General features: G+C 68.2%; 12 protein-coding genes. 4 read left to right on the forward strand and 8 right to left on the reverse strand.

All coding sequences use genetic code 11. The features are described 5' to 3' along the window. The first annotated feature begins 62 nt into the window (after window positions 1-62). A complete protein-coding gene (locus A3OK_RS0113765; RefSeq protein ID WP_051092926.1) occupies window positions 63-1,850 on the forward strand; it encodes an MFS transporter in 1,788 nt (595 codons plus the stop codon). Window positions 1,851-2,052: 202 nt separating this feature from the next. Here A3OK_RS0113765 and A3OK_RS0113770 read toward each other — a convergent pair whose 3' ends face one another. The 3 genes from A3OK_RS0113770 to A3OK_RS0113780 form a co-directional block, all read right to left on the reverse strand. After that, entirely contained in the window at window positions 2,053-3,408 is a 1,356-nt protein-coding gene (locus A3OK_RS0113770; RefSeq protein ID WP_245259356.1) for a DUF2252 domain-containing protein, read from the reverse strand. Window positions 3,409-3,480: 72 nt separating this feature from the next. Further along, window positions 3,481-5,079, reverse strand: coding sequence for a bifunctional phosphoribosylaminoimidazolecarboxamide formyltransferase/IMP cyclohydrolase (purH, locus tag A3OK_RS0113775; RefSeq protein WP_019905468.1), 1,599 nt, complete (start codon window positions 5,077-5,079; stop codon window positions 3,481-3,483). Window positions 5,080-5,153: 74 nt separating this feature from the next. Next, window positions 5,154-6,938 (reverse strand): heparinase II/III family protein, encoded by a 1,785-nt coding sequence (locus A3OK_RS0113780; RefSeq protein ID WP_019905469.1) that lies wholly within the window; start codon window positions 6,936-6,938, stop codon window positions 5,154-5,156. 399 nt (window positions 6,939-7,337) lie between these two features. Between A3OK_RS0113780 and A3OK_RS0113785 the strand changes: the two genes are divergently transcribed. Next, window positions 7,338-7,862 carry a hypothetical protein gene (locus A3OK_RS0113785; protein ID WP_019905470.1) on the forward strand — a complete coding sequence of 175 codons (525 nt, stop codon included), beginning with the start codon at window positions 7,338-7,340 and terminating at the stop codon, window positions 7,860-7,862. 24 nt (window positions 7,863-7,886) lie between these two features. Here A3OK_RS0113785 and A3OK_RS0113790 read toward each other — a convergent pair whose 3' ends face one another. Both A3OK_RS0113790 and A3OK_RS0113795 read right to left on the reverse strand, forming a co-directional pair. After that, window positions 7,887-9,029, reverse strand: a complete 1,143-nt coding sequence (locus A3OK_RS0113790) for a hypothetical protein (RefSeq protein ID WP_155912156.1) — start codon at window positions 9,027-9,029, stop codon at window positions 7,887-7,889. Window positions 9,030-9,037: 8 nt separating this feature from the next. After that, a complete protein-coding gene (locus A3OK_RS0113795) occupies window positions 9,038-10,435 on the reverse strand; it encodes an RsmB/NOP family class I SAM-dependent RNA methyltransferase (protein ID WP_019905472.1) in 1,398 nt (465 codons plus the stop codon). Between the two features lie 86 nt (window positions 10,436-10,521). Between A3OK_RS0113795 and A3OK_RS0113800 the strand changes: the two genes are divergently transcribed. Continuing rightward, on the forward strand, window positions 10,522-10,740 hold the full coding sequence (locus A3OK_RS0113800; protein WP_019905473.1) for a DUF1674 domain-containing protein: 219 nt from the start codon (window positions 10,522-10,524) through the stop codon (window positions 10,738-10,740). Between the two features lie 8 nt (window positions 10,741-10,748). Here A3OK_RS0113800 and A3OK_RS0113805 read toward each other — a convergent pair whose 3' ends face one another. Beyond that, window positions 10,749-11,264, reverse strand: a complete 516-nt coding sequence (locus A3OK_RS0113805; protein ID WP_019905474.1) for a L,D-transpeptidase — start codon at window positions 11,262-11,264, stop codon at window positions 10,749-10,751. 188 nt (window positions 11,265-11,452) lie between these two features. Next, window positions 11,453-12,079, reverse strand: a complete 627-nt coding sequence (gene bluB / locus A3OK_RS0113810; protein WP_245259357.1) for a 5,6-dimethylbenzimidazole synthase — start codon at window positions 12,077-12,079, stop codon at window positions 11,453-11,455. A 599-nt stretch (window positions 12,080-12,678) separates the two neighbouring features. Here bluB and A3OK_RS0113815 point away from each other — a divergent pair. Next, complete coding sequence (locus A3OK_RS0113815; protein ID WP_019905476.1) at window positions 12,679-13,053, forward strand: DUF2794 domain-containing protein; 375 nt, start codon at window positions 12,679-12,681, stop codon at window positions 13,051-13,053. Window positions 13,054-13,062: 9 nt separating this feature from the next. On the opposite strand, the gene A3OK_RS0113820 is transcribed toward A3OK_RS0113815, so the two are convergent. Next, window positions 13,063-13,320: a hypothetical protein gene (locus A3OK_RS0113820; RefSeq protein WP_155912021.1), complete on the reverse strand. Its 258-nt coding sequence runs from the start codon at window positions 13,318-13,320 to the stop codon at window positions 13,063-13,065. Window positions 13,321-13,400 lie beyond the last annotated feature (80 nt).

The raw sequence follows: 13,400 nt of genomic DNA on the forward strand, positions 1-13,400 counted from the left end.
TTCGACGTGATGGAAGCCAGGCCTGTAAAAGCCTGGAAGTAAAAAAATCTGGAGGAGTTTCCATGTCTGCGTCGTCAGCAGTGCCATTACCGACGGAAGCCGCCCGGCCGATGAGTGCGGGCGAGAAGAAGGTCATCCTGGCCTCATCGCTCGGCACCGTGTTCGAGTGGTACGATTTCTATCTCTACGGATCGCTCGCCGCGATCATCGGCGCCCAGTTCTTCTCGGCCTACCCGGAAGCCACGCGCAACATTTTCGCCCTGCTCGCCTTCGCCGCCGGCTTCCTCGTCCGCCCCTTCGGCGCGCTCGTGTTCGGACGCCTCGGCGACTTGGTGGGACGCAAGTACACCTTCCTCATCACCATCCTGATCATGGGCATCTCCACCTTCGTGGTCGGCCTGCTGCCCTCCTACGCGACGATGAACGAGTACGGCGTCGGCTGGATCGCCCCCGTTGCTCTGCTCGCCTTGCGCATGCTCCAGGGCCTGGCCCTCGGCGGTGAGTACGGCGGCGCGGCGGTCTACGTGGCCGAGCACGCTCCTCGCGGCCGGCGCGGTTTCTACACCGCCTTCATCCAGACCACGGCGACGCTGGGCCTCCTGCTCTCGCTGATGGTGATCCTGTTCACCCAGATCTACGTCAACGCGAACTACGCGCCCGTCGCCACCACCCTCGCCGATGGCTCGGCCGGCACGATCACGCCCTTCGCCGCCTGGGGCTGGCGCATTCCGTTCCTGGTCTCGATCGTGCTGCTCGGCGTCTCGGTCTGGATCCGGCTGCAGATGCAGGAGAGCCCGGCCTTCAAGAAGATGAAGGACGAGGGCACCGGCTCGAAGGCGCCGCTCTCGGAGGCTTTCGGCCAGTGGCGCAACGCCAAGTGGGCGCTTCTCGCCCTGCTCGGCCTCACCGCCGGCCAGGCCGTCGTCTGGTATACCGGCCAGTTCTACGCTCTGTTCTTCCTGCAGACGATCCTGAAGGTCGATCAGTTCACGGCCAACGTGCTCATCGCCTGGTCGCTGATCCTCGGCACCGGCGGGTTCCTGTTCTTCGGCGCGCTCTCCGACAAGATCGGCCGCAAGCCGATCATCCTCGGCGGTTGCGTGATCGCGGCGCTGACCTTCTTCCCGCTGTTCAAGGCGCTGACCGCTGCGGCCAATCCGGCCCTGCACGCGGCTCAGCAGAGCACGCAGGTGGTGGTCAAGGCCGACCCGGCGGATTGCTCGTTCCAGTTCAATCCGGTTGGAACGGCCAAGTTCACCAATTCCTGCGACATCGCCAAGGCGCTGCTCGCCCGGTCCGCGGTGAACTACACCACCGAGCCGGCCGCTCCCGGCACCAAGGCCACCGTCACCGTCGCCGGCAAGGAGTTCGCCGCCGCCGACCCGACCTTCGCCAAGGATATCGGCGCGGCGCTCACCTCCGCCGGCTACCCCACAGCCGCCAATCCGAGCATCGTGAAGATCGTCATCGAACCGAAGGACGGCCTGTCGAACCTCGCCAAGATGATCGATATCTTCTCGGTGCAGAAACTGACGATCATCGGCATCCTGACGATCCTCGTCCTCTACGTGACGATGGTCTACGGCCCGATCGCGGCGGCCCTCGTCGAACTGTTCCCGACGCGTATCCGCTACACCTCGATGTCGCTGCCCTACCATATCGGCAACGGCTGGTTCGGCGGCCTCCTGCCGGCGACGGCCTTCGCCATGGTGGCGCAGACCGGCGACATCTATTTCGGCCTCTGGTACCCGATCGTCATCGCCATCGCGACCGCGATCATCGGTGCATTGTTCATCCCGGAGACCAAGGATCGCGACATCTTCACCTGGGACGACCGCCCGGCGCGGTAATCGCGGGACGTCGGCGTCGGACGGGATTGTCGATCCGGTCCGATGCCGGCACCGGTCGCGGAAGCCTCGGTTTCCACGACCATTCGCTCCCGCTTTCCGCAGGCGGCGAGCGGGAGGGTGAAATGGAAAGGGCCCCATCTCGCGACGGGGCCCTTTCCATGTCGGCACTGCCTTGCCTCGAAGGATTATCGTCGGCCCCTCGTCATTCGGGCTGGGCCTGGTCCTCATACGCCTCCAGCAGCATGGCGTGATCGGACTTCGTCTGCCGGGCATAGCGCATCGCGAATTCGGCGACGGCCTCGTCGAATGCGTCACCCTTGCCGAGGTAGCCGGCGATCATCGCCGCATCTCCGGAGCGGGCATGGGCGCGGGCGAGCGTGGTGCCGCACAGACGGGCATAGGCCTTGGGGCCACTCTCGGAGAGGATCTCGCCGACCGCCGAGAGCTTCTTATTCTTCAACTGGCGAACGTAGAAGGAACGCCCGCTGACCTCGGAATAGGCGGTTCCCAGAAACATGTCGCTCGCCGCCTGCATGATGCGCTGCCCGTCGATCGCGCGCTGGCCCTCGGATGCGAGGAAGAACGGGCTCAGGGCGAGCGGAGCGAGAACCGAAGGCCGGGCTTCCTTGATCTGCAGGAAGAGCGGCGCGCCATCCGCATCGGTGTAGAGCCCCACGGCGCAGACCGTGCCCACCGAGCCGATCCCGACGACCTTGAAGGCGACATCGCGCTGCACGTAGCGCAGGGCCAGCAGGTTGCGGTCGGCCTGGAGGCTCTGCGGATAGGCCAGCAGCGCCGCGGCGGCTTCCTGCACCGCCTCGGTCAGTCCGTTCGGCCCGTCATGGAAGATCGTCGGGGCCTTGTCCGCGATGCGCCACTGGGCCGGATCGGAATGGAAGCTGTCCGGATCGAGGTCGGGGGCGTCGCCGTGGCTCAGACCGCCGGCGGTCTCGGAGGCAGCGTCGGCCAGGAGACGCCGGCACAGGTCCCCGTCGCCGAGACGACCGATCTCGTGATCGAGATCGATCCGGCTGTGCCAGATCGCCAGCGGCGAGAGATGCGACAGCTCGCGCATGTGCTCACGATAGGCGCAGACACTCGCCCGGGCCGCGCGATGGGCCTTGTCCTCGCCCTGCGCCATGGCGGCGACGGCGACACTGGCGGCGAGACGTTTCACGTCGACGGTGAAATCGACGTTCCAGAGCGTCTCGTCGAAATCGTTGATGTCGAACAGGGTCTGACCTTCGGCGCTGCGATACACGCCGAAATTGCCGATGTGGCAGTCGCCGCAGGCCTGGACCGGAATGCCCGGAACCGGAACGCCGACGAGGTCGGCGGCCATGATCGCGGCGGCCCCGCGCAGGAAGGCGAACGGGTTCGCCCGCATCCGCTCGTAACGCAGGGGGATCAGTTCGATCAGCCGGCCGACATCGTTGGCGTGCAGGATCGCGAACGGATCGCGGCCCTCCGCCGGATGCCAATCGGCGTGGGATTCCCGCGGCACCGAATCGCGCAGGCGCTTGCCGGCCGCTCGGCGCTGGGCGCGATCGGAAGACATGTGAGTGTTGGTCATGGAAGAAAGCCTCGACAGGGCGATGCGCGCAGGTCGTCCGCCGCGCACCGCGCGGCATCAGTGCCGGAAGTGGCGATGCCCTGTAAACACCATCGCGAGGCCGGCCTCGTCGGCGGCCTTGATCACGTCGACGTCACGCATCGACCCACCGGGCTGGATCACCGCCGTGGCGCCGGCCTCGGCCGCCGCGATCAGGCCATCGGCGAAGGGGAAGAACGCGTCCGAGGCCACCACCGAGCCCTTGGCGAGGCTCTCGGCCGCGCCGATGCGCTTGGCGCCCTCCGCCGCCTTCCAGGCAGCGATGCGCGAGGAATCGACCCGCGACATCTGCCCGGCGCCGATGCCCACGGTGGCGCCGTCGCGGGCATAGACGATGGCGTTCGACTTGACGTGCTTGGCGACGCGGTAGGCGAAGCGCAGATCCGCGTATTCCTGCGCGGAAGGCTCGCGCTTGGTGACCACCTTCAGCGCCATGTCGTCGATGACAGCCGCGTCGCGGCCCTGGACCAGGATGCCGCCGGCGAGGTTGCGCATGGCGAAGCCCTTGGCGCGCGGGTCGGGAAGACCGCCCGCGAGAAGCAGGCGCAGGTTCTTCTTGGCGGCGACGATGGCGATCGCCTCCTCGGTGGCGTCCGGCGCGATGATCACCTCTGTGAAGATCTCGACGATGCGAGCGGCCGATTCGGCATCCAGGGTACGGTTCAGCGCGACGATGCCGCCGAAGGCCGATGTCGGGTCGCAGGCGAGTGCCCGCTCATAGGCCTCCGCGAGGCTCGCACCCTCGGCGACGCCGCAAGGATTGGCGTGCTTGATGATCGCCACCGCGGCGGCGCGGGCCGGATCGAACTCGGCGACGCATTCATAGGCCGCGTCGGTGTCGTTGAGATTGTTGAAGGACAGCTCCTTGCCCTGGAGCTGGCGCACCGTCGCCACGCCGGGCCGGGTCGAGCCGGGCGTCCGATAGAAGGCCGCCGATTGGTGCGGGTTCTCGCCGTAGCGTAGGGACTGGGCGAGGGTGCCGCCGAAGGCGCGGAAAGCGGGCGCCTCCTCCATCTCCACATGGTCGGCGAGCCAGGAGGCAATGGCGGAATCGTAGGTGGCGGTGCGGGCGAAGGCCTTCTGCGCCAGGCGCTTGCGGGTCGCCGCACCGAGCATGCCGTTGCCGGCTTCGAGTTCGGAGAGGACGGCGCCGTAATCGGCCACGTCCACCACCACCGCCACGTCGGCATGGTTCTTCGCCGCAGCGCGGATCATGGCCGGGCCGCCGACATCGATATTCTCCACCGCATCGTCATAGGCGCACGGCTTCGCGATCGTCGCCTCGAACGGGTAGAGATTGACCACGAGGAGATCGATGGCGCCGATGCCGTGGGCGGCGAGCGCCGCCTGATGCTGCGGGTCGTCGCGCACCGCGAGGAGGCCGCCATGCACCGCAGGGTGCAGGGTCTTCACCCGCCCGTCCATCATCTCGGGAAAGCCGGTGATCTCGGCCACTTCCGTGACGGGCAATCCCGCCTCGCTGAGCGCCCGATGGGTGCCGCCGGTGGAGACCAGGGCGACGCCGCGCTCGGACAACGAACGGGCGAAGTCCACGAGGCCCGTCTTGTCGGAAACGGAAAGAAGCGCGCGGCTAACCCGCACCTGATCATGCGACATCGTCGTAAACCGTCCGGGACAGGGCAGATCCTGCCCTTCAAGCGCGCCCGGTATCACAGATGCGGCCCTATCGGCTACCGCGCCGCATCATCGGCCACGGGAGTCTCGAGTCTGGCGGGCTCGCTCCGGCTCGGAGCCTGGGCGAGGTGCAGGAACCGCCAGCGGACCCGCGCGCCCTCCCCGGCCGTGACGTAGAGGACGATCTGGTCGGTCCGCCGCGCGCCGGTGAGGCCCGCGAAATACACACTCTCCTCGAGGGCGACGGCAGCTCCCACGGCTTCGAAGCGCCAGACCTCCCCCAGCGGGGATGCCAGATCGATCCCCCCGCCCTCGGCGGCGGTGGCGGCGATGGCGGGGTGCAGGTGGAAGCGGATCGCCGCCTCCGGCGGACGCAGACGGATGCGGTTGCCCTTGGTGGCCACCGGCACGAAGGCGTCCTCGCCCTCGAGGCCCGCCCCATCGGGCAGGAGGCGCCAGCGGCGCTCGTGGACGATCCCGAACTCGACGACATAGCCGTCATGGCGTCCGGCGAGGATCGATGCGCCGGCCTCGCTGGTCCGCTCGGATTTCACCGCGCGCGGCCCACGCACGAGCACGGGCCCGATCCGCCCGATGAGCCAGTCGGCGGCCAGGCGGCTGCCCAACCCCTCGGCGGCGCCGAGGAAGCGGCAGGACGAGGAATCTCCCACCGTGGCGGTGGAATGCGCGGCGGTGCTGCGGGCGAGGCGGCGCAATTCCGGACCGCTCGCCGGCAGGCCGCAATTGATCACCACCCGCTGTGGGCCGCTTGACATCTCGAAGGAGAGGCAGCCGGCCCCGGCATTCATCGAATAGGGCAAGGGCGGCGGCGCGCCGACATCGGCGACGACGACGACGCGCCCGCTTTCCAGCCGCTCGTAGCCCGAATTCGGCGCATGCATCATCGGCTGCGCCATGGCACCGTCATAGACCAGCAGCGTGGCGAGATGATCCGCCGCCGTGGCACCCATGCCGTTGAAATGGCTCAGGGACGCATCGCCATGGCGCAGGAGACGCAGGAGCGGCAGCATCCGGTCGATCGCGTGGAGCAGGGCTTCCGGCGGATCGAGGCTGCGGCTGAGGAAGCTCTGGCGCAGGGGCAAGAGATCGAGCAGCAATTCCATCGCGAAGCGCGGATCGCGGCTGCGATGGCCGCCATCGGCCATGATCTGCCGATCGAGTTCTCGCGACAGGATGCGGGTGGCCCGACGCAGGATTGGCTGGACGCCCTCGCAGCACAGGCCGGCATAGCAGAGTGCCACCACCGCCAGGAGACGCGATTGCGGCGGCAGGCCCCGTCGAAGGGAGCGTTCGAGGTCGCGGGCGCCGCGGCCCACCGCCTTGAGGAAGGCCTGATAGAAGGCGTGGTCCGCTCCTTCCAGAACCAGCGGCGACTGGCACAGGAACGAGATCAGCCGCCGTGCCGCCACGGGCACCGGCTCGGCCAGGGTCGCGTCGCCACGGCCGGTGATGAAATCCGCCACGAAGGCGCGGGCATTGGCCCTGGCCAATGCCGTGTCGGCGGCACGGAGATGGCGCAGCCAGCCAAATCCGTAGAACGCATCCGCCCATTCCGGCGAAGGCGGTGCGTAATCGAACGGCGACCGACCGCTCACCGAGAGCGAGCGTCCAGCGAAGACGAACAGGCCGGCATAGATGTCGTCGGCGAAGGTGGCATCGCTGGTACGCAGATCGTGCGGGGCGATGACCAGGGCGCTGACCCGTGCGCGGGCGAGAAGATCCGGGCTCGCGGTCAGGCGTGCGGACACGCCGCGCGCCGAGCGCGCGATCTCGCGCCCGACGAGCCGATAGAATCGCCAGCGATCAGCCCCCCAACCCACGCACGCCTTTCCTCCAGCCCATCGACCCGTATGGGCATGATGCCGGATGTCGCCCAGTCCGAAGCTAGGCTGTGCCTATTAACCAACAATTAAGGATGCCGACACTCGTCGGACGGCATCATCGTCATCGGGCTCGCGTTTTCCCGCCCTCGTTCGCTGCAAGGCGCATAGAAGGCGCAGGCCGGCAAAGTGTATTTTTCACCAAGCGCGGCCGGAACGCTTGAATGCTGCACAGGTTATACACAGCGCCGACCGAGCGTCGTTCCTGCAGCATCCAGCAATGGCAGCGTGCCTATGACTGTCATCAGCGTTCTCAAGCGGGCTGGAATCTTAGTTTCCGCTGCTGCGTTATTGTGCAGTACCAGCGCGGCGATGGCGCAGAGCTCCGGAGACCGTGGATTGGGCGGTCTCTTCGAGGCTCTGTTTTCTCCGGCACGTCCCGTGGTCGAAGCGCAGCCGGTCTCGCCCGCTTTGGCGATCGAGCAGAGGCTTCCGTCACGGCGCGAAGCGAGCCGCCCTCGCCTGAAGATCCGCTACGCGGCCCTGCCGAAGAGCGAGCCACTGCAACTGCATGTCGGCGACCGCCAGACACCGATTTCCATTTCCTCCGGGCCGATGACGGCCCTGCTGAAGGACCCGACCCTCCGGCCCGGCGACATCGTCGTGCTAAAGGACGGCGCCCGCGTCTTCACCGGCAACGAGGACAAGACTCACAGTGTCCGGGATTTCGAACCGGTGAGCCGCTCCGCCATGGTTGACCGCAAGACCAAAGCGCTGCTGTCGATGATGATCGCCCCGGTCGGCGCGCTGCCGCCGGACGAGGTGCGCAAGTTCATGGCGCGTCTGAAAACATCGACCCCGCAGACGGGTCTCCAGGCCGAAGGCGGGGTCCAGACCGTCTCCATGCGGATCATCACGCCCTAGAGACGAAGTCTCCCCCGATGATGACTATCTGAGGTAGGTGACGCTGTACAAAGTCCGGCGCAACTCGTCCTCGGTTACCCAGATCCGGCCATTGTCGCAGCGTTCCCGGATGCCGTCGCGTAACCGCCCGCAATACTCGCCGGTATTGTCCTGGATGCGGTACTGGCAGGCATTCCCCGCCTTGCGGCGACCGATGACCGGGCTCGCATGGTCGGCGAACAGGTCGGGGTCCTTCGGATCGCGGGCCTCGAGCAGGTACCAACTGTAGCCAACGGTCGGGACGCGGCCATTGTCCAGGGCGTAATCGACCATGGCGAGGATGCGGTCGAGCTTGGCCCTGCTCGGATGGCGGCCGGATTCGAGCATGTCGGCGAAATCGGCTTGGCTCGCGGCGACGCGGTAGGAGACCGGCAGGAGCGGCACCGGCAACGGCGCGCGTCGGCACACCGTCTCCACATGGGCGATCCAGGCCGCGTTGAACGGATCGGCCCGCCGGCTGCGCAGATGCGCGGCGGTGGCGGCGACCGAGCGGTAGCTCTGCTTCGTGGCATGCAGGCGCGTCCGGTAGCGCAACGATCGCAAGACCGGCATCACGTAGCGGTAGCCGTCGTTGGACGGCAGGTCGCGGTCCTCACAGAACCCGCCGATATTGTAGAGGAGCGCCGCCGTATCCTCCTCGCCGCCCTCGATCTTGTCGAAATACGGTTCCAGGGCCGGGTTGCCGTCCTTGGTGACCTCAGCGCTGTTGCGGCTCCAGGCGATGTCGGCACGGTAGGCCGGATGCGCCTTCAGATGCCGTTTCAGGTGCGGGACCGGGATTGCGGGCAGTTTTGCCGGGTCGGCGAAATAGAATTTCGTCGCCACGTCGAGGGGCGAGACCGGCTTGCCGATCCGGTGCGAGATCATGTCCGCGGTGGCGTAGGCGAAACAGATGGCGCTCTCGCCCTGGTTCAGGGGTAGCTCGCTGGGCGCGGGCGAGATCCCCACATCGCGGGTGCCGGTATGGATCTCGAAGGGGATGGTGGCCGCGACCGGGGCGCAGCCGGGATTGCGGAGATAGGCCGGCTGCGCCGGCAGGATGCGACGGTCGACCTCGTCGGCCGGGGCCGGGCCGACGAGGGACAGGGCCCCGGCCAGCCTGGCAATGGCACGGCAGGCGGGATGCACCAAGCGGCCTAACCCTTCCGGACCAGGCGGCTCGCGAAGAACCCGTCGATTCCGCCGCGGACCGGTGGCGGCGTCACCTCGCCGGCGACCGCTTCGCCGCTCAGATGCGACGGGAGCGTCCGCAAGTCGCCGTCGCCGTTGACGAGTTCGGCGAGCCCACCGACCTCATCGGGCCGGATGGGAGCGCGCTCGAAAGCGGGATTGCGGGCGAGGAAGGCGGCGATCTGACCCTCCCCCTCTTCCGGCTCCAGGGAACAGGTGCAGTAGACGAGGCGGCCGCCCGGCTTCACCAGGGTCGCGGCACGGTCGAGCAGACGGCGCTGCAGACCGGCGAGGCGCCCGACATCGCCCCCGGCCTTGGTCCAGGCGACGTCCGGATGGCGGCGGATGGTGCCGGTGGCCGAGCACGGCGCATCGAGGAGCACGGCGTCGAACGTCTCGGCATCCGTCTCCGGAAGCTGGGTCGCATCGCCGACGCGGATCTCCGCCGTCAGACCGAGGCGGCCGAGATTCTCACCGAGCCGTTCGAGGCGCTGGGCCGAGCGATCGACCGCGACCACGTCGGCGCCCGCGGCGGCGAGCTGGGCGGTCTTGCCGCCTGGGGCCGCGCAGAGATCGGCGACGCGCTCGCCGGGCTTCACGGCGAGGAGGCGCGCCGGGATGGCGGCGGCGGCGTCCTGGACCCACCACGCGCCTTCGTCATAGCCGGGCAGTTCGGAGACCGCCGAGCGGACCTCGTGCAAACGGATGCTGCCGGTGGGCAGGGCGACGCCGCCCAGGCGCCCGGCCCATTCCTCGGCCGATCCGCGCGGTGTGATGTCGAGGGAGGCCCCCGACAGATGGGCGGAGGCGATGGCCCGTGCCGTCTCAGGCCCGTAGGCGGAGGCCCAGCGCGCGGCGAGCCAGTCCGGCGTGTTCTGCGCCAGGGGATCGGATGCCTCGGCCGCGATGGCCTCCCGCTCGCGGATGACCCGGCGCAGGATGGCGTTCACGAGGCCGGGCGTGTGCTGCAGGTAGGGGTCGCCCTTGGCGAGACGGACCGAGAGATCGACGGCGGCGTGGTCGGGCACGTTGAGATCGAGGATCTGGACCGCGCCCGTGACGAGCAGGGCCACGAGCCGGGGCTGGTCCGGCGGCAGGCCCTGGTTCATCCGCGCGGCCAGCATCCGGCGCAGGAAACCGAGGCGGCGGAAGGTGGCGGTGGCGATGGCGCGCGCCAGCGAGGCATCGGCGGCATCCAACCCGGCGTCGCGGCCCGCCTGGGCGAGGGCGTCCTCCAGGGCGAAGGCGCGGCCCTGCACGAGGAGATCGGCCACGGCGGCATGTGCCACCTGTCGGGCGGCGAGGCCCGGAACCGTGCGGTCGATCGTCGTCGTCGGCCCATCCGCGTTGCGGCGTGTCGCCATGAGTGCCACTTTCCGTATCAGAGGCCCGGTCACCCGGAGCCGTTCCCAACGGATGCCCTCCCATCCGGCCCATCGAGATGCAAGCCATGACGACGCCCGACGACGCGGAAAACGCCGTGATCACGCCCCGGCCCACCCTCACCCCGGCCGCGACACGGGCCTTGGCCGAGGCCGCCGAGCGCCGGAGCGCCATCGACGCGAAGGCGGCGGAGATCTCCGCCGCCCGCGAGCGCCAGGGTCGCGGCGGCCTGGAGCCCGTCCGCTACGACGATTGGGAAGTCAAAGGCATCGCCGTTGATTTCTGAGACCGCCTCTACCGTGTAACGTAGACCTGCGTGCCCACCCTGACGCGCTCGTAGAGATCGACCACATCCTGGTTGTACATACGGATGCAGCCGTAGGAGGCGTAGGTGCCGACCGAGTTCGGGCGGTTGGTGCCGTGGATGGCGTATTCGCCGCCCGACAGCGTCATCGCCGCAGCGCCCATCGGGTTGTGCGGCGAACCGCCCGCGATCACGTCGGGGAGGCGCGGGTTGTCGCGCTTCACCTCACGCGGGGGCGACCAGGCCGGCTCCACATACTTGCCGTCGATCTGTGTGGCACCGGTCCATTGCTTGCCGGGCTTGCCCACCGCCACGGGATAGCGGATCGCGGTGCCGTCGCCGTTCACGAGATAGAGCCGGCGCTCCGAGGTGCGGATCACGACCGTGCCGGGCATGGCGGCCTGATCGAAGGCCACGAGTTCGCGCGATGCGGCCGGTGTCGCCGCCAGACCGGCGCTCAGGACCGTACCCGTCAAGAAAGCAGTGAAACCATTCCGCGCAAACATCTGTCGTCATCCTCGAAAGCGTGACCGTGAGCTTCACGATAAGCCGCTGTCGACGTTGCCGTTCCGGTTACCGGCGAGGTTCATCTGTCGGATACGCACTGAAATCGTGGAGTGCAGTTAAGTACAGCCCATGGCTCTCGCGATAAATGCGAGCGACGTGCCCAAGCTTTGATTAAGGACGACGCCGGTCAGCGCTCCAGCAGCGCCGCCGCCGCATCCCGCTGCTGCCAGCCGTGCCGGACGAGTTCGGGGTCGTCATGCTCCTCCACCGGGTGACCGACGCAGAGATAGGCGACGAGGCGCCATTCCGCCGGCACGTCGAGATGCGACGCGACGCATTCGGGCTCGATGATCGAGACCCAGCCGACACCGAGGCCGTGCGCCCGCGCGGCGAGCCAGAAGGCGTGCACCGCCGTCACGACCGAATAGCGCAGCATTTCCGGCATGGTGGCGCGGCCGAGGCCATGGCCGTCCTCCGTGGCCTCGTCGCAGAACACCGCGAGATGGATCGGTGCCTCGCGCAATCCCGCGAGCTTCAGGCGGAGATAGGTCTCCCGGCGCTCCGCATCGTAGGTTCCGGCCGCCGCCCCGTTGCAGCGCTCGAAACTGGCGATCACCGCCTTGCGCCGGGCCGGGTCGGCGACCCGGACGAAGCGCCAGGGTTGGCTGTTGCCGACGGACGGGCTGAGCCGGGCCAGGGCGAGGCAATGCCGCAGCAGGGCTTCATCGACCGGCTGGCTCTGAAAGCGGCGCACGTCGCGACGCCAGGCCAACAGGTCGCCGAGCGTCTCGCGAAAGCCGGGATCGAAACTCACCACAACCTGCCGCCCCTCACTGACATGACCGGCCGGTTCGATCCCGTCCTCGACCACCGGCCTCAAGGGCGGTGAGAGGAAGGAAACGAGCGATCCATCGCCGCGAGGGATGATTTTAGACCACGGAGCGCCGGCATGGCAGAAAAAAAGGCCGCACTCCGAAGAGGCGGCCTGAAGTCCTTGGGTCTCGAAACCTCTGGAGTGTCGCCTCCGTGACATCGGCAGGCTCCCGAAAGCTGGGGAGCATGGATATCGGTCGCCCGACCGAGCACGGAACCGACGAGGTTCGGCCACAGGTATCATCTTCTATCAAGGCCGACGATGGGCGGTTTGGCGGCGAAATCGTGATGATGTGTTGCCGTTCGGTGTCTCGCCTCGCCGTCGTGAGCCGGCGCGAGACAGGCGACGTTCGAGGCGCGCCGGGCTTGCGGCCCTTCGGGTGGAGGCCCATCATCCCGGAGCCGGCGCCCGCCGTGATCCGCCATGGCATCGGGCCGGGACGGCGACGTCGCGTCCGGGAATGCCGAAATCGCACGTGCGTCCGGGGGCGTCGTCCCGGTTACGGTCGACGGGGCTCAATGCTAAACCGAGGAGCGAGGATGGACGAGAGGACCGGAGCCGAGCCGCGATCGCAGGATTCCAGCGGCCGCGTGGTGCCCTTCCCGACGGCCCCGGTGGTGCCACAGGTCGCCTTCGACCGCAGCGAGCTCAGGACCCTGTTCAACCTCTACGGCAGGATGGTCTCGGCCGGCGAGTGGCGCGACTACGCCCTCGACTTTCGCCGCGACAAGGCGGTGTTCTCGATCTACCGACGCTCGTCCGAGACCCCGCTGTTCCGGGTCGAGAAGGACCCGAAACTCGCCCGGCGCCAGGGCGCCTTCGCGGTGATCTCGGCCGCCGGCACCGTGCTCAAACGCGGCCACGACCTCGCCCGCGTCCTGGTGGCTCTGGAGAAGCCCCTTCGCGTGGTGTGATCGCCGGCATCAGGGGATGATGAACGGGATCGCGTCCCACCGGATCGGAGGCCAGCCCCATTTCCGCGCGGCGATGGAATACAGGCTGCCGAATACGACCAGCGCGACGACGCCCGCGACGATCGCGGCTCCCAGACCCGCCCATGCGCCGGCACTGATCGCGGCGGCGACGCTCGCCCCGACGACGAGGTAGGTCGGCACGTCGCTCGGCGGCGGCGTATCCCGTCCCGGGCCGAGCCCGATCTGCGGTACTACCGGCCTACCCAACGCGCTATCCTCGCATCACCGCCGTTGTTGAAATGCAAAAGGCCCCGGCGTTTCCGACGGAGCCTTTCGATCCGTGTCCT

Source organism: Methylobacterium sp. 77, from assembly GCF_000372825.1.
GTDB lineage: Bacteria > Pseudomonadota > Alphaproteobacteria > Rhizobiales > Beijerinckiaceae > Methylobacterium.